General features: G+C 33.4%; 10 protein-coding genes. All 10 read left to right on the forward strand.

Annotated features, from left to right (window positions below; genetic code table 11):
* The first annotated feature begins 162 nt into the window (after nt 1–162).
* On the forward strand, nt 163–3,411 hold the full coding sequence (locus RI196_RS02680) for an N-acetylglucosaminidase (protein WP_311066842.1): 3,249 nt from the start codon (nt 163–165) through the stop codon (nt 3,409–3,411).
* 118 nt (nt 3,412–3,529) lie between these two features.
* Nucleotides 3,530–6,040 (forward strand): GW dipeptide domain-containing protein, encoded by a 2,511-nt coding sequence (locus RI196_RS02685; RefSeq protein ID WP_311066843.1) that lies wholly within the window; start codon nt 3,530–3,532, stop codon nt 6,038–6,040.
* Nucleotides 6,041–6,233: 193 nt separating this feature from the next.
* On the forward strand, nt 6,234–8,864 hold the full coding sequence (locus RI196_RS02690; RefSeq protein WP_066246884.1) for a CDP-glycerol glycerophosphotransferase family protein: 2,631 nt from the start codon (nt 6,234–6,236) through the stop codon (nt 8,862–8,864).
* Nucleotides 8,865–9,360: 496 nt separating this feature from the next.
* Nucleotides 9,361–10,467, forward strand: coding sequence for a polysaccharide pyruvyl transferase CsaB (gene csaB, locus RI196_RS02695; RefSeq protein WP_311066844.1), 1,107 nt, complete (start codon nt 9,361–9,363; stop codon nt 10,465–10,467).
* 26 nt (nt 10,468–10,493) lie between these two features.
* Nucleotides 10,494–12,002 (forward strand): murein biosynthesis integral membrane protein MurJ, encoded by a 1,509-nt coding sequence (gene murJ, locus RI196_RS02700; protein ID WP_130158272.1) that lies wholly within the window; start codon nt 10,494–10,496, stop codon nt 12,000–12,002.
* Nucleotides 12,003–12,158: 156 nt separating this feature from the next.
* Nucleotides 12,159–13,568, forward strand: coding sequence for an O-antigen ligase family protein (locus tag RI196_RS02705; protein ID WP_158640166.1), 1,410 nt, complete (start codon nt 12,159–12,161; stop codon nt 13,566–13,568).
* A gap of 10 nt (nt 13,569–13,578) precedes the next feature.
* Nucleotides 13,579–14,757: a glycosyltransferase family 4 protein gene (locus tag RI196_RS02710; RefSeq protein WP_144597238.1), complete on the forward strand. Its 1,179-nt coding sequence runs from the start codon at nt 13,579–13,581 to the stop codon at nt 14,755–14,757.
* A gap of 61 nt (nt 14,758–14,818) precedes the next feature.
* Nucleotides 14,819–15,571, forward strand: a complete 753-nt coding sequence (locus tag RI196_RS02715; RefSeq protein ID WP_144597240.1) for a WecB/TagA/CpsF family glycosyltransferase — start codon at nt 14,819–14,821, stop codon at nt 15,569–15,571.
* The gene (locus RI196_RS02720; protein WP_066246874.1) at nt 15,568–16,677 is read left to right on the forward strand and encodes a glycosyltransferase family 4 protein; all 1,110 of its coding nucleotides are present in this window, start codon (nt 15,568–15,570) and stop codon (nt 16,675–16,677) included. The genes RI196_RS02715 and RI196_RS02720 overlap by 4 nt, the downstream gene beginning before the upstream one ends.
* A 141-nt stretch (nt 16,678–16,818) precedes the next feature.
* A complete protein-coding gene (locus RI196_RS02725) occupies nt 16,819–17,877 on the forward strand; it encodes a glycosyltransferase family 4 protein (RefSeq protein ID WP_144597242.1) in 1,059 nt (352 codons plus the stop codon).
* Nucleotides 17,878–17,960 lie beyond the last annotated feature (83 nt).

A 17,960-nucleotide genomic window follows, 5' to 3' on the forward strand; every position in this document is an offset into this window, starting at 1 on the left:
TCAACGACACACATATTTTTCTGTAAAAGAAATAACATGTATGGTTATGTTTTACTTTAATTATTATATTTAGTAAAAATTCAATTTAAATCATAAGATATTATGTTATAATAATAAAGGCTTTTAGCGCAATGTTGTTATTTTGATGGAAGGGAGGAAACAATGAGAAAGTTATCAATTTCATGTATTGTTTTATTGATTTTGTCTAGCTTTTCTTCGGCAGTTTTTGCGGATCAAAGCTTAGCAAATCAAAATAATGCTTCCATTAATAATGAAAGTGAGCAAGATGTAAATTCCATGGAACAGGAAGCGATTAATGAAGGGGAACAGGATTTAAAACTTCCAGATCAGGATATAAATTCTGAAAACGAATCAGCTTCAAATAATGAAAGTATTCTAGATGAAAGTCAACAAAACATAAGATCAGAACAAACAAATAATATTGACGAAAATATTGTTGAAAAATCTAATAACATTGATAGTCATGCTGTGAAAAATGAGGAAAATGAAGAGCAGCAAGAAAAAGATGAGACAGTGAAAGAGACAGTAGAAAACAAATCATCTATTAAAATGGGTTCCTTTTCTATTAGTCAAACTGCAGATTCAAATGTTGTAAATGAAACTGCAACTAGCAAACTAGGACACATAAAAACAAGATCAGTAAAAATTTATAAGAATTTAAATGATTTTACTCAATCATTTGAAGCTGGGGAAGAGTATACAAATCGGGTTTACTACATAAAAAAACAAGCCTCTGTTAATGGAGAACAATTTTATTTGCTAAGTTTAAGAGCTAGTAGTACCATTGGTGTTGTTGGTTGGGCAAAAGCAAGTGATATATCATCCCATGATCATAAGACAATAGACAGCAGAAGCAAATTGCTTTATATCAAAGGAACAGGCAGTGCTTATAGCAAGGCTTGGGGTGGAAAGAAAGATTTAGTTTATGAGGATCTTTCACAATTTAAAAATCAGAAGTTTCAAGTAGACCTAACTGAAACAGTTGGCAACAATGTATGGTATAGAGGATGGCTAAATGGGGAAAAGGTATTTATACATTCAAGCTATGTGAGTTTGGAATCGGTAAAAGAGAGTGCAACAAGCAAGCTAGGGCATATACGGACACGAGAAGTAAAAATTTACAAAACATTAGGAGACCCATCGACAGCTTTTACATCCGGTGCGGAATATACCAACCGAGTATACTATATTAAAAAACAAGCAACGATGAATGGTGAACTGTATTATTTACTTAGCCTCCAACCAAGTAGTACATCAGGTTTAGTGGGCTGGGTGAATGAAAAGGATATGTCAGTTCATCCTCATACGTCAGTTGATAAAAAATCAAAAGTATTTTTCATCAAAGGAACAGGCAGTGCTTATAGCAAGGCCTGGGGTGGAAAGAAAGATTTAGTTTATGAGGATCTTTCACAATTTAAAAATCAGAAGTTTCAAGTAGACCTAACTGAAACAGTTGGCAACAATGTATGGTATAGAGGATGGCTAAATGGGAAAAAGGTATTTATACATTCAAGCTATGTGACAAATGCTCAAGAAACTGCCACCAGCAAGCTAGGACATATACGGACACGAGAAGTAAAAATTTACAAAATATTAGGAGACCCATCGACAGCTTTTACATCCGGTGCGGAATATACCAACCGAGTATACTATATTAAAAAACAAGCAACGATGAATGGTGAACTGTATTATTTACTTAGCCTCCAACCAAGTAGTACATCAGGTTTAGTGGGCTGGGTGAATGAAAAGGATATGTCAGTTCATCCTCATACGTCAGTTGATAAAAAATCAAAAGTATTTTTCATCAAAGGAACAGGCAGTGCTTATAGCAAGGCTTGGGGTGGAAAGAAAGATTTAGTTTATGAAAATCTTTCCCAATATAAAAATCAGAAGTTTCAAGTAGACCTAACTGAAACAGTTGGCAACAATGTATGGTATAGAGGATGGCTAAATGGGAAAAAGGTATTTATCCATTCAAGCTATGTGACAAATGCTCAAGAAACTGCCACCAGCAAGCTAGGACATATACGGACACGAGAAGTAAAAATTTACAAAACATTAGGAGACCCATCGACATCTTTTACATCCGGTGCGGAGTATACCAATCAAGTGTATTATATTAAAAAACAAGCGACGGTGAATGGCCAACTCTATTATTTGCTCAGCCTTCAACCAAGCAGTACATCAGGGTTAGTTGGATGGGTTAAAGAAGAGGATATGTCAGTGCGTACTCACAGTACAGTTGATAAAAAATCAAAAGTATTTTTTGTGAAAGGAACTGGAAGCGCCTATAATAAAGCTTGGGGCGGAAAGAAAAATTTAGTCTATGAAGATTTATCACAGTATGAAACAAATCTTTTTAGAGTTCATTTGACTGAGAAGGTAGGCAATAACACTTGGTATAGAGGAACGTTAGATGGAAAAACCGTTTGGATCCATAGTTCTTTTTTATATACAACGTTGTATAAAAATTACAATATTACCCTCGATGAGATGGTTAATATTCAAATGAAGGCCAATCCAGTAACAGATAAGTACGGTATAACTTATAAACTGTGGATTAGAGAAGATGCCTTTGAAAAAATTTATACGAAAAACGGTCAAAAATATGGACTTGTTAAAGATGCAAATTGGAAAATTAGAAGAGGTCCAAGTACGAGTTATCCTGAATACGAGCAAGTAAGAAATGTAGAGCTTCCTATTTACGGTAGCGCTAAAAGTGAGGATAATGACGGCAAGATTTGGTACCATGTAAAAAACACTAGATGGGGACTTGCCAGCAAAGCTGATGTAAAATATTATTTGGATCCTAACAATTTCACAAACGATCTTCGGGGATTGTTGCAGTTTTTGAAACTGTCTGCTAGTGCTAATCTGAATGCGGCAGAGATTAATAATAAAATTTTATATAATAAAGGGATTTTAAAAGGCAAAGCAAGTTCTTTTATAGAAGCTGGCCAAAAATACGGAATAAATGAAATTTATTTAATCTCCCACGCACTGCTGGAGACAGGAAATGGGACATCTGCTCTTGCGAATGGTATAAAATACAACGGAAAAACTGTATATAATATGTATGGAATAGGTGCTTATGATAATTGCGCAGTAGAATGTGGTGTTAAAAGAGCATATGATGAAGGATGGTTTACACCTGAAAAAGCTATTGTTGGCGGTGCGAAGTTTATTGCTGAAAAGTATGTTTACGATGGGCGGGACACTTTATATAAAATGCGATGGGATCCTGATTTTGCTGATGTAAACAAAAGATACGGAAAGCAATATGCTACAGATATCGGTTGGGCATATAAACAAACAGCTAGTATGTATAATATGTACAAATTACTAGATTCGTATACTTTGGTTCTTGAAATACCGGAGTATAAAAAATAAGTGATAAAAAAAGCTATTCAAAAGCATTTCCTTTTGAATAGCTTTTTTTAGTTCTTTATTTATGGGAAAATTGGCCGATAAAATAATATAGAGTAAAAGCTGGGAAGTAGGAGGTAATATGAAGAATTTTGTTATAGCATTCTTTTCAATTTTTATTGTAATTATTTTTAGTTTTATAACTCCATCTTATGCAGAAGCTAAAAGCTATCCAGACGTCAATCGTTACATTAATTCAAAAAAATTACCTGTAGCTAGAACAGAATATAATCATATCATGATATTTCCTAAAATGAATTATCGTTATGGCTATGGTCGAGTAGAAGGCGTAGTGGCTCATGAAACGGCAAATGATAATTCGTCAATAACAAATGAAATTAATTATATGGTAAGACACTATAATAATGCATTTGTCCATGCTTTTGTTGACCATTCAAGAATTATTGAAATTCATCCAACTGACTTAAAGGCTTGGGGTGCAGGAAAATATGCCAATCCTCGCTTTGTTCACGTAGAATTAGTAAGAGTTAAGACCTTTGATCAGTTTGCTAGATCTATTAATAACTATGCTAGCTACATTGCAAATATCTTATATAGATATAATTTAGGTGTTACAAGTGCTGAAACCGCTGGTCAGGGGACATTATGGTCACACAGAGCAGTCAGCATCCATTTAGGCGGTACGGATCATGTTGATCCCCATGGATATTTTCAAAAGTGGGGATATAATTGGAATCAATTTGTAACACTTGTTAAACAAAAGTATAATGAGCTAACTGCAAAGAGAAAGCAATATACTAGCAAACTAGGGCATATTCGATCACGAAACGTGCGTATCTACCCTAATCCACTTAATCCAGCAAATTATATGGTTGCTGGAGAAAAATATACAAATCAAGTTTACTATATTAAACAAGAAAGCAGCTTAAATGGAATAAAATATTACTTATTGAGTTTAAAACCAAGTAATCGAGAAGGATTAGTGGGTTGGGTCAAGGCACAAGATCTAACTGTTCAAGAACATGTGGGCATTAAAAATAATAAACAGGAGTTTGTAGTTACAGGTGCAGGCAAAGCTTATAATAAGGCTTGGGGAGGCCAAAAAAATATCATATATAATACGTTATCTGCATTTGAAGGGAAACAATTTGTCGTCAATTTAACAGAAAAAGTTGGAAACACGATTTGGTTCAGAGGAAGTTTAAATGGTAAACAAATATGGATCCAATCAAATTATTTATCTAAACAATATGCAACAAGCCTGCTCGGACATATCCGCAATAGTAATGTGCAAATTCACAAAAAAATAGGGGATAGTACATCAAGTTTTAAAGCTGGATCACAATATACAAACCAAGTGTATTATATTAAAAAGCAAGCAATTGTCAGTGGTCATAAATACTATTTGATAAGTTTAAACCCAAGCAGTACATCAGGAGTAGTTGGCTGGGTAAGGGCAGAAAACATGGCGGTTAACAGTCATAAAACAGTGGATAAACAGGGAAAAACTTATTATCTCAAAGGAACTGGCAGCGCTTATCGGAAAGCTTGGGGAGGAAAGAAAGATTTAGTCTATGAAAATCTTTCCCAATTTACAGATCAGGTTTTCCATGTCCATTTGACGGAAAATGTAGGGAAAAATGTTTGGTACCGCGGAACATTAAACGGCAAAACGGTATTTATTCATTCAAGTTATGTGACAAAAGCTCAAGAAACAGCCACCAGCAAGCTAGGGCATATTCGGACACGACAAGTGAAAATTTATAAAACATTAGGTGATCCATCGACAGCCATTACATCAGGTGCAGAATATACTAATCAAGTGTACTATATTAAAAAACAGGCGTCTGTGAATGGCCAAGTGTACTATTTGCTTAGTCTAAAACCGAGCAGCACCAATGGTGTAGTCGGATGGGCAAAAGCAGAAAATGTTTCCATAAATACCCACAAAACGGTAGACAAACAAGCAAAATTGTTTACAATCATAGGGAATGATAGTGCTTATAATAAAGCTTGGGGTGGAAAGAAAAATATTGTTTATACAGACTTATCAGATTATAAGGGAAAAGAATTCAAAGTTGACCTTACAGAAAAAGTTGGTAACAACACTTGGTACAGAGGTCTTTTAGATAATAAAAAAGTATGGATTCACTCAGTCAACCTAGCTGATACAAGAACTACAAGCAAGTTGGGGCATATTCGGACACGACAAGTGAAAATTTACAAAACATTAGGTGATCCATCGACAGCCATTACATCAGGCGTAGAGTATACCAACCGAGTATACTATATTAAAAAACAAGCGACCTTTAATGGAGATTTGTATTATTTAATTAGTTTAGAGCCAAGCAGTATAAATGGTGTAGTCGGATGGGTACAAGCAAAAAATATGTCTGTAAATACCCACAAAGCAGTAGACAAACAAGCAAAATTGTTTACGATCAAAGGAATCGGTAGCGCCTATAGCAAGGCTTGGGGTGGAAAAAAAGATGTAGTTTATGAAAATCTTTCCCCATATAAAGGGAAGGCTTTCGAAGTACATTTGACTGAAACTGTTGGGAAAAACACATGGTATCGCGGAAGGTTAGATGGAAAAATAGTTTGGGTACATGAATCTTTCATAAAAAGGTAAATGGCTCAACCTACAGAATTTATGTTTGATTCTGTAGGTTTTCCCTTTTTTATTCTCAATTAACCCGTTATAAATATATCTTTTAATGAATAGACATGAACCATTTACTTTTAAATAGTTAACAATTATAATAATTTAGGTAAGTCTATCTGAAACTTTCTTTGCTAACATCTAGGCAGAAAGGTAGTAAAATATGATTACTGAAAAATTAAAAAAGAAAATTAAAAACTTTAATAGAAACAAATATTTATATTATTACCAAAAATATTATAAAAAGCTAAAAATTCAACAAAACTGCGTTCTAATTGAGTCTACTCATGGGGCAAATATTTCTGGTCATATGTTTTACATTTTGCAAGAACTGGAAAAAAATTATAATCATTTAAATTTATTTGTTGCGGCAAAAAATATTGAGTCAATACAAAAATTTTTAAACGATCAAAATATAAAACGTGCAAAGGTTGTTAAGCACCTTTCTAAGGAATATTGCAGGTTGCTTGCAAGTGCCAAATATCTGTTCAATGATACTACTTTTTATCCTTTTTTCAATAAGAAAGAAGGACAAATTTATATTAATATATGGCATGGCACCCCATTAAAAAAACTTGGGAAGGATTTAGAAAATGTTACTGAAGTTGGCAATGTGCAAAAAAACTTTTATATGACAGATAAAATTATAGTGAATAATGAATATACAAGAAATATTATTGAACATGCTTTCAATATTTCTGGTGTGTATCAGGGGAAAATGGTTGTTGGTCCCTCTCCTAGAAACTCTGTAATGTTTGATGAAAAAATACGCCAAAAAATTCGTTCTGAACTAGGAGTAACGAACGAAAAAATATATTTCTATATGCCCACTTGGAGAGGAAGTGTCGGGCGTGTTAATCATGACCACAGCAAAATCCTCTCTGATTTAGAAGAAATTTCCGGAAAACTCCAAAAAAATGAAATATTTTTTGTGAAATTACATCCTTTTCAAGCGAATATTGATCTTTCTGAATTTGAAAACATATATTCAATGCCTGAAAAATATGAAGTTTACCAATTTTTAACTGCGGTTGATGTTTTGATTACTGATTATTCATCAGTAATGTATGATTTTCTTGTTACAGGGCGAAAAATTGTGCTTTACACATATGATAAAGAAGATTATTTTAGTACACGTGGTGTATATGAAGATATTGACGATTATCCATTTGTTCAAGCAAAAACAGTTGACGAATTATTAATTGCTTTAAGAGATAATAAAACTTTTTCATACAAAGAAATGCAAGAAAAATTTTGCCCATTTGACAATATTGAAGGCACTAAAATTTTATGTGATTATTTGTTTAATGATACAACTTACGATTGTATTACAGAAACGGATATCTATAACGGCAAAAAAACAACAGCTATTTTTTGTGGTGGTTTATGGGATAATGGAATAACGTCTGCCTTGTTAAACACGTTAAATAATATTGATACTTCTCAAAGAAACTACATCTTATTTTTTGAACGTAAACGACTAAAAAAAGAACATTTTTATAAAGTGCGGGATCTACCAGAGGGAGTTTTGTACTATCCAATCCCAGGCGGACTAAATGGTACTTTTATTGAGCGTATATTTTATAAATTTTATTTTAAATATGAGTGGTTTAAAGGGCCAGTTGTACAACATTTTGTCAAAAACATGTTTTTGCCTGAGCAGAGGCGTTTTTTTGGGGATTTAAAAATAGATGATTACATTCATTATACTGGCTTTGATCGGAAATTTGCGGAATTACTTTCGCACTTAGATGAAAATATCAACAAAATTATTTTTGTCCACACCGATATGTTTAAGGAGTATGAAGCAAAGAAAAGTTATAGTAAAAAAATTATTTTCGGAGCGTACAAGAAAGCGGATAAGATCGCTATTGTAAATGGATCGTTAAAGGATGATTTGGAAAATAATTTGCCCTTTACAAAAGGAAAGATTTTCACAGTAAATAACTTTTTTGGTGAAAAACGCGTGCGTGAACTTGCAAAAGAAAATATTTTTGCAACGATCCTTCCAACTTCTGTTACGTATGCTTATGTTCCGACAGAAAAAATAAATTTCCAACATTTGAATAAAAATATTAATCTTTTTTTACAGAGCCATGAAAGATTTCAAGAATATAATAATCTAAACATACGGGATGATTTGGATCAACTAATGAAAGAAAACCATGTTAATATTGCAAAAAGAATCGAGGAAAAAATAAATTTAGCAAATGAAATCATAATAGAAAAAACTATTGGCAAAAGTAAATCTCGATTGCTAAATGAATTATTTGACGAAAATATTAAATTCTTCATTAACATTGGGCGTTTTGCGTATGAAAAAGGGCATGAACGGCTAATTGAAGCTTTTGAAAAAGTTAATAAAGAAAATCCAAATACAAGATTAATTATTATTGCTCCTCATGGTCCATTAAAGAATAAAACCGTTCGGCAAGTAAGAAACAGTTCAGCAAAATCGTCTATTTATATTCTTGGAAGAATGAGCAATCCGTACGCCTTACTAAAATTATGTGATGCCTTTGTATTATCTTCTTATTATGAAGCATTAGGTCTGGTAGTATTTGAATCTCTCGCCGTTGGAACGGCTGTCATTACAGTAGATTTAGAAGGAACAGTAAAATATTTACAAAATAATGAGGCTATTATTGTAGAAAATAGTACGGAAGGGCTTTATCAAGGAATGCGTAAGTTTTTATTGAACCCTTATAATTTCAATTCGTTCAATTTTGAAAAATATACAAAACAATCTATAGAACAATTTAATTCTTTATTAAATCATTCCCTTATTAGGTAGTAATTCTCCTAATAAGGGAATTTTTTATTATATAATTTCTATTTTTTGGGATCGATGATAGTATACACCAAATCTACACATCTTTTAACCTACATTAAAATGAATGGAAGATAAAGTTGGAAGAAACATAAAAAGCAGCGTGACAGAGTGGTGCACCGCAAATGAAGTGAAAAATCATCTTTTTTTAACTGGATTTAGAAGGTAGTCTCATCATTTGAGGAAATGAAAAGGTTCTTAAAAAACCTGCGAAAAAAACTATTGGATTTAATCAAGTCATTTAAGAAAATCACAAATAACTCTTAAAATACAACAATTGAGCATTTATTTATAAAAAGGATTACCATTTCTTTTGAAAGGCAATAATGAATCATAATTAATTTGCGTTTACATTAAGTTCATGTAAAAAATGTTAAAACCCCATATTTTGAGCGTTCTTCATTGTAAAATAATAATATCATATCGGCATCTCTATTCATTCTTGGGGGAGGTTTATGAAGTGAAAGTCGTGATATCAGGGTTTTTCGGTGCGGGGAATACGGGAGATGAAGCTATATTGGAATCAATGATCGATAATTTAAGGGAGGAAATTGATCCGATTAATATAACTGTTTTTTCACTGTCCCCTGAAGAGACCTCACGGAAGCATCAAGTAAAAAGTATATATAGAGGCTGGCGTCGTGATTTTCTAAAAAAGATTCAGGCACTTCGCGAGGCTGATCTATTGTTAAGTGGAGGCGGAGGGCTTTTGCAGGATACATATTCGACAAAATTTTTATTTGGACCTTTGCCATATTATTTATTAATTGTGTTTTTAGCGAAGCTGTGTGGAACGAAGGTAATGTTTTTTTCCCAAGGTATCGGGCCGATTGAAACCCGATGGGCAAAAATTTTAATGAAAATATTTGCAAATATGGCAGACTTTATAACAGTAAGGGATGAGTTTTCAAAGGATTTGCTTATAAAATTGGGGATAAATAAGCCGAAAACAGTCGTAACGGCGGATATTGTGTTTGCTTTTAAAATAAAGCAGGATGATGCCTGTTATAAAAGTTTACCGTTAACAGGTAAAGAAAAAATTATTGCTGTCTCAGTTCGTCCATGGTTTCGTCATCATCAGGCATTTCAAGTTTTAGCGGACGCGCTTGATGAATTAATTGAAAAGGATCAATTCACGCCCGTCTTTGTTCCAATGGAGGGAGAACATGACAGGATACAGTCTGAAAAAGTGATGGGTTTAATGAAGAACCGTGATAAGTGCTATATTTTGAGCACTGACTTTAAACCGCATCAATATTTATATTTTTTTAGGCATGCCAAAATTGCGATTGGTATGCGGCTTCATTTCCTTATCTTTGCCGCCAAAATGGGGACACCGCATATTGGAATAAGTTATGATCCGAAGGTAAAAAACTTTCTGGAAAGAACCGGATTGTGGTGTTATTCTTTTTCAATGGAAAATCTTGAAAAGCAGCGCTTACTGGAAAACTTCCGGGCAATATTGATGGAGAAACAAAACGTTAAAATGAAATTAACAAAAAGTATTCAAGATTTGCAGCAGGAAGCAAAAAGGAATATTTATCTCATGAAAGAAAACTTTTTGTAAATGTTTATGGTAAAGAAGGTGTCATGATGTCAACACTCAAAAAAGCGGCGATTTGGTCAACGATCTTGGCTATTGTTTTGAAGCTTTCCGGTTTTTTAAGAGAAAGTATCATGGCCAAGGAGTTTGGAGCAAATGAATATACGGATGGCTATTTAATAGCTTTTTCTTTCATAACATTAGTCGTAGCAATGATTTCTAGCGGATTTAATCATGCCTTTTTACCAATATATATAAAAGAGAAGAACAAAAATAGCCAATTAGCAGATCAAAATGCAAATGCTGTATTAAATTATACAGTTTTCCTTTTTTTATGCTTATCGATTGTTGTATTTCCTTTCTATCCAATCATTTTGAAAACTTTATTTCCAGCTATGAATGCAGTAACAGAACATGTAGCTGTAAAAATAACCGCGATTTTCCTGCCTTTTATAAGTTTAATTGTATTAAGCGGAATTTTGGATACGTATTTGCAAAGCAAAAGAAGTTTTATTCCTGCTCATGTATCAAAATTGCTGCCAACGTTGTTTGCTGCAATATTTGCATTGACATTATCGGAAGTATTAGAAATTTACAGCTTAATTTACGGGTTTATTATCGGTACCCTTTTGGGTGTGTTCATTCAATTTTTTTATTTAAAAAAAAATGGCTATCATTGGGCATTTACTTTTAATATAGAGAGGCAATTTCGAAAAAGCATCATTGTATTATTTCTCCCTTCAGTCGCCAATTCGGTAGTCGGTCAAATTAATATGTTCGTTGACAAAATGTTTGCTACAAGTACAATTAGCGGAGCTGTCACATATTTAAACAATGCTTCATTAATTGTAAGCATTCCCTTCACTATTTTCAGCACAACGATTGCGGCCATTATATTTACGATTTTGTCTGAAAAGGTAGAGGACGATCGAAGCTTTGAGAGAACCGTATTTCTTGGCGTTGAATCATCCGTGCTATTATTATTGCCTGTAACAATCGGTGTAATGTTGTTGGGGGATTTAGCCATTTCATTTGTATATGAAAGAGGAGAATTTACCAGTGCGGATACGAAAAAAACGTTTGCCGCCTTAATTTATTATGCACCATTAATTTTGTTACAGGGTACACAATCGGTAGTTTCTAAAGCGATCTATGTAAAAGAAAAGACAGTATTTCTGTTTATAGTTAGTGTAAGTACAATAGTGCTCAATGTTATTTTAAATTATTTTTTTGCAATAAAACTTGGATATATTGGTTTAGCTTTATCGAGCTCCATTGTTTCATTATACTATCTTGTTTTGACAGTCATTTACGTTTATCGCCAATTTCACGTTAGCGAGCAAAAAAAACTTTTGCAGCTTTTAGTAAGGATTGTAGTTCCATGTGTAATGATGGCTGCCGTTATTATTTTGATAAGAAGAGCGGCATTTTTACAAAATGTTTATTCATTATTTCAGCTGCTGGTCATTTCTATAGTTGCAGCTATTGTCTATGCAATTGGCATATATTTTTTCTATCGAGACGGATATAACCGTTTTAAAAAGCTGCTAATGAAATAATAATGGTGAAATCTTTACGATATTTTAATACTCTGTTTGCAAAAATCAATAATTTCTTAAAAATGGTTTGTTATGATTACTGGTATTAAAACATAATAAATTAGAAAAGATGATGATTGGGTGATAATGATGGAACGGTTAAGGAACTCGTCGTTCATGATTTCGCTAATATTATTGGTAGCAGCTTTATTTACCTCTAATCAATATATTGGCTATTTCATTTCCTTGCTCATTATTGCATTAATTTCGGTAAATTGGAAATCTGCCATTTTTGTTTTGATCATCTATTTCCCTATTCGCCCATTTTTAATTGAAATGAACCCGGGATTGAAATATTTAGGGGACGGAATCATTTGTGTGTTATTTTTCCTTATTGTCATACAAAAAGTTATCATACATAAAGAACGATTTGGACGCACTTTTTTATTTTCAGTCTTTTTTCTTCTCTTTTGTTTAATTGGTGTTGTTTCAGCATTCATAACAGGAGTGGAGATAACTTCCATTATTTTTCAAATCAGGGCATTCGTACTTACTTTTTTATGTATGATCATTGTTAGTGAATTGAAAATTACTGAAAAAGACATTGCACAATTTTTTCTTGTTACTGTCTGTTTAGCAACTGTTTTATCTGTTCATGGCTTAATTGAAAAGCTATCATTACGCACATTGCTTCTTCCAGAAGCGTGGGTTCAAATGGATTTGGCAGAAACAAACCGAATTCGCATTTATGGACTTGCTGGAAATCCGAATATTTTAGCGACTTATTTAATGATATCATTTTTTTCGATTTTTTATTTAATCAAAAAGTTTGATCGTTTTAAACCACTTTTATATGTGATCGCAACGCTAATTTTTGGCGTTGTATTATTGACCTATTCAAGAGGTACGATTCTTTCATTCGCAATTGCTTATCTTGTTTTTATAGCTGCAACACGTCAGTGGAAATTAGTGAAATCACAAACCATTGTGATTGCGGCTGCATTATTTATCATATTTTTGCCGACTGCTTATACTGCTGAATATATAGAAAATCATTTTAATGACAAGCAGCTGGCAGAGCAATCTCAGAAAAAGATACATAAAGAGAATCGTTATTTTGACATGTTTTCAGATGATACCATTTCAAAAAGCACAGAAGGTGGCAGAATTTTTATTATTAAAAAGGGAATAGAAATTTTTAAAGAACATCCGCTGATTGGAACCGGCTTTGGAACTTACGGCGATTCAGCCTCATGGGCGTTTGGTTCTCCGATTTTAAAGGCTTATGGAATTCAAAATCCAATCTACTCCGATAATCAATATATACAAATTTTAGTTCAATCAGGTGTAGTTGGCGCTTTGTTTTTCTTTCTTTTTTTTGTAATGGTAATCATAACGATTATTCGCAGTAATCGCGAAAAAATGGAAAAATGGATAGTATTAGCATTTCTAATTGTTGGTGCAACAGCCGCAGTATTTTACAATATTTTAGAAGATAAAACATTTACACTTTATTTTTATATTGTCTTGGGCTTCTTATTAAACAAACACAGGAAATTTTCGCTTCCATTCAATCAAAAAATGTAGGGGATGAGTTATGAATATCTTAATGACAACAATTTTTGACATTCCACATGAGGGTGGTTTATCAACACATGTTCTAACTTTAAAAAATGGATTAGAAGAGCTTGGGCATAACGTCGATATATTGTCATTTTCTAGTATGAATCCCATTTTGAAAAAAATTTATGCACAAGCGCCAGGATATTTACTTAATAAGATTCAAAAAGGAAAAGGACAGGTGATCAATGATGGCCAACGGAAAAAAATGTTGAAATCGATATTGAAAAAAACAAAAAAGCGTTATGACGTCATCCATTGCCATGATGTGTACGCTGCTCTTGCAGCTGTTGAAACAAACATGCCAACGGTTGCGACTGTACATGGATATTTTTCATATGAAGCGATCAGCAGGGGAGCAATTTTGAAGGATAGTAAAGAAGATCAATATATTCAGCTGATTGAAAAGGAGGCATATGAAAAAGCGGACCATTTAATAGCAGTTGACACAAGAATTCAACAATATATTTTTGATAAAACAAATAAAAAAGCGACCGTTATAAAAAATTTTATCAATACAAATGAATTTAAGCCGCAATTATATCATAAACAAGAAGTTCGAAAACGTTTGGGCCTTCCAGAAAACAGGAAGATCTTATTTGTACCACGAAGATTGACGGAGAAAAACGGGGTCATTTATCCAACACTCGCACTCCCTAATGTATTAGAAATATTTCCAGAAACGTTTTTAGTTTATGCTGGCACAGGAGAGCAAATGGAAAATATTTCAACAAAAGTGCAACAATTACAATTAGAACATCATGTTCAGCTACTAGGCTCTGTTCCTCATGACCAAATGATGCAGCTTTATTCCGCGGCTGATGTTGTGCTAATACCCAGCGTTCACTCCTATGGAGTAGAAGAGGCGACATCGATTTCGGCCTTGGAAGCGATGGGATCTGGTTCTCCCGTCATAGCTTCAGCTGTCGGTGGATTGAAGGAAATAATTAATGATCAGAAGGATGGTCTATTAGTAGAAGAAAAAAATCCAGAGGAGCTTTCGGCAGCAATTATAAAATTGCTCAAAGATCCGCAATTAAGCCAAAATCTTGCTAAACATGCAAGGGAAAAAATTGAACGAGAATATTCGCATATTGAAGCAGCCAAGAAAGTTTCTGAAATATATAATCAAGTACAATTGAAAAAGATTTGTTAAAAAAGAATAAAATGATTCCTATACTTTCCTAAGAAGGGGTTATGAGAATTTGGGGATGACTATGAAAGAAAAAGTAAACATTTTAGGAATACCTTTTATAAAAACTAAAAGAGAAGAATTAACAAAATTGCTTATTGATAAAATGGATTATCAAGAAAAATGCTTTGTTGTGACGGCCAATCCGGAAATTGTTATGCATGCCCAAAAAGATGCTGAATATCAAAAAACTGTTCTTTCAGCAGATTATATCGTACCGGATGGAATTGGAATAATTATTGCTTCACGGATAATACGGGATTATTTGCCGGAGAGGGTGGCTGGCTTTGATTTGATGATGGATTTGTTAAGTGAAATTAACAAACGGAAGAAAAAAATTTTTTTACTTGGGGCAGAAGTTGCAGTTGTAAAAAAGGCGGCTCAAAAAATTTCTGAAAGGTTTCCGCAAATTCAAATAGTCGGTTATCATCATGGATATTTTCAATTGGACGATCTAGAAATAGCACAAAAAGTTCTTCATTCGGATGCAGACTTAATTTTGGTTGCATTAGGTTTTCCAAGACAAGAAATGTGGATTTCTAAATATTATCAAATGTTTACTAAAGGCGTTTTTATTGGTGTTGGCGGCAGTTTCGATGTTTTGGCTGAAAAAGTAAAAAGAGCACCTGTTTTATGGCAAAAATTAAATATTGAATGGCTTTATCGGCTCATTCAACAACCTTCCCGTTGGAAGCGCATGATAGCATTGCCGCAGTTTCTTATCAAAATTATATGGTTAAAATTCAAAAAAAATGTGAGGATGAGGTTAAATTTATGAAAGTCCTGCATTTAAATGCTGGAAATGAAACAGGCGGAGGCATGGTTCATATTTTGTCATTATTGAAAGAATTCAATAGGGACGAATTCATTCTAGGCGTTTTTGAAGAAGGGAAGCTTCTTGAGAAAGCAAATGAATTGGGGATAAAGACAGTTTTATTTCCACAAAAAACGAAATGTGATATTACTATCGTAAAAAATATCGTACAATTTATCCGTGAGCATCACATCGATATGTATCATACCCACGGTCCGAGAGCAAATGTAATAGGGGCACTAGTACGCTTATTCACTCCCTGTAAATGGATTGTGACTGTTCATAGTGACCCAAGACAAGATTTTATTGCCAAGGGGTTTATCGGAAAAATGCTTTCAAATTTAAATATATTCTCCTTTCGCAGAGCTGATCATATTTTTGCGATTTCCGAACGTTTTAAAAAAATATTAATTGATTTACAAATCGAAGAAAGAAAAATAACAACGATCTTCAATGGAATAGATTTTTCGAAAACGCTGGAACCACCCTATAAGCGGGAGGAGTTTAATTTAAGCAAAGATGCTTTTGTGATTGTAATGGTTGCCCGGCTGGAAAAAATAAAGGGGCACCTTATAGCATTTAAAGCATTTAAACAGGTGCTTCAAAGCTGTCCGTCAAGCCATCTGTTATTGATAGGAAGCGGTTCGTTAGAAAATGAGTTGAAACGAAAAGTTGTGAAAGAGGGGTTGCAAAACCGGGTCCATTTTCTTGGTTATAGAGAAGATGTAGAGAGAATTTTGCCAATTGCAGATGTACTATTGCTTTCATCGTTTAGTGAAAGTTTTCCACTTGTCATTTTAGAAGCGGCTAGAGCCAAAATACCTGTCATAACAACGAATGTCGGCGGTGTTCACCATTTAATTTCCGATAAAAGCTTAGGCTGGATTGTCCCGATCGGCGATCATGAAAAATTAAAAAGATCTATAATGGAAGCTTCTGCATTAAAAAAACGGGGAAAATTGAAAGAATTTGGTGAAAGGCTTTATTTAAAAGCTTCTAAAAATTATTCGATTCAAAAATTTTCCGAAAGCATTTACAGTACCTATAAAAAAATATTAGATATTATGTGAAAAGGTGCAAAGGTTTGCGCTGATCGTCTGCTACTTGTGGTATAATCTAAAATGGTGTTGTGGAATTTTTTTGCTAGCGGTTCCTATAGCGTATGGAGATTTGAGATGTGGTTACATTAAGGGTTGAGGAGGAAAATTTTAATGATATATATATCCTTGATCATTTGTTTTGTCGTTTCTGTTCTCATAACACCAATTATAAAAAAATTTGCTTTTAAAATCGGAGCTGTTGATAAACCTAATAATCGAAAAGTACATAGCAAGTTAATGCCAAGAATTGGCGGATTAGGAATATTTATGTCGTTTTTGGTCGGATTTTTACTTTTAAGGCCGGAAAACCAATACAGCATCCCGATTTTAATTGGAAGCTTCATTATTGTGATTACCGGCATAATTGATGATATTTATGAAATATCTCCAAAATTTAAATTATTAGGACAAGTATTAGCTGCATCCATTGTCATTTATCATGGTTTAGATGTTGAATTTATTAATTTGCCTTTTGGAGGCCAGATCGAATTTGGAATTTTTACGATACCGATTACTTTATTATGGATTGTCGGGATTACAAATGCGATCAACCTTATTGATGGCTTAGATGGATTGGCAGCAGGAGTGTCATCCATTGCGATCATTACCATTTTTGTGATGGCAATTATTATGGGGGATTTTTTCGTTGCCGGCATGTGTTTAATTTTGTTAGGGAGTACGTTAGGGTTTCTTGTCTATAATTTTTATCCCGCCAAAATTTTCATGGGGGATACTGGAGCATTATTTTTAGGATATATGATTGCTGTACTTTCATTGTTGGGATTCAAAAATGTCACCTTTATATCATTTATTGTACCAATTATTATTCTAGGCGTGCCAATCTCTGACACGTTTTTTGCTATTATTCGCCGTATCGTGAGGAAAAAACCATTGTCTTCTCCTGATAAATCACATCTTCATCATTGTTTGTTAAATTTAGGTTTTGGACATAGGGAGACTGTTTTAATCATTTATACAATGAGTGCAATTTTTGGAGGAGTAGCCATCATTTTTTCGCAAGCGACAATGTGGGTTTCATTAATTGTCATTTCGATTTTATTGATTGCCATTGAATTGGTGGTTGAGATAACAGGATTAATTGGTTCAAATTACAAACCGATATTAAAGCTGTTTAGAGAAATAAAAGTTGAAAATATGAAAAACCGATAAATAAGCAGAAGAGATTGTAATGAATTTTTGTTCCATTACGAATCTCTTTTTTTGTTTGCACATGATCATTTACAGGAATAAAA

Origin of the sequence: Aeribacillus composti (genome assembly GCF_031760945.1) — a bacterium.
GTDB lineage: Bacteria > Bacillota > Bacilli > Bacillales > Aeribacillaceae > Aeribacillus > Aeribacillus composti.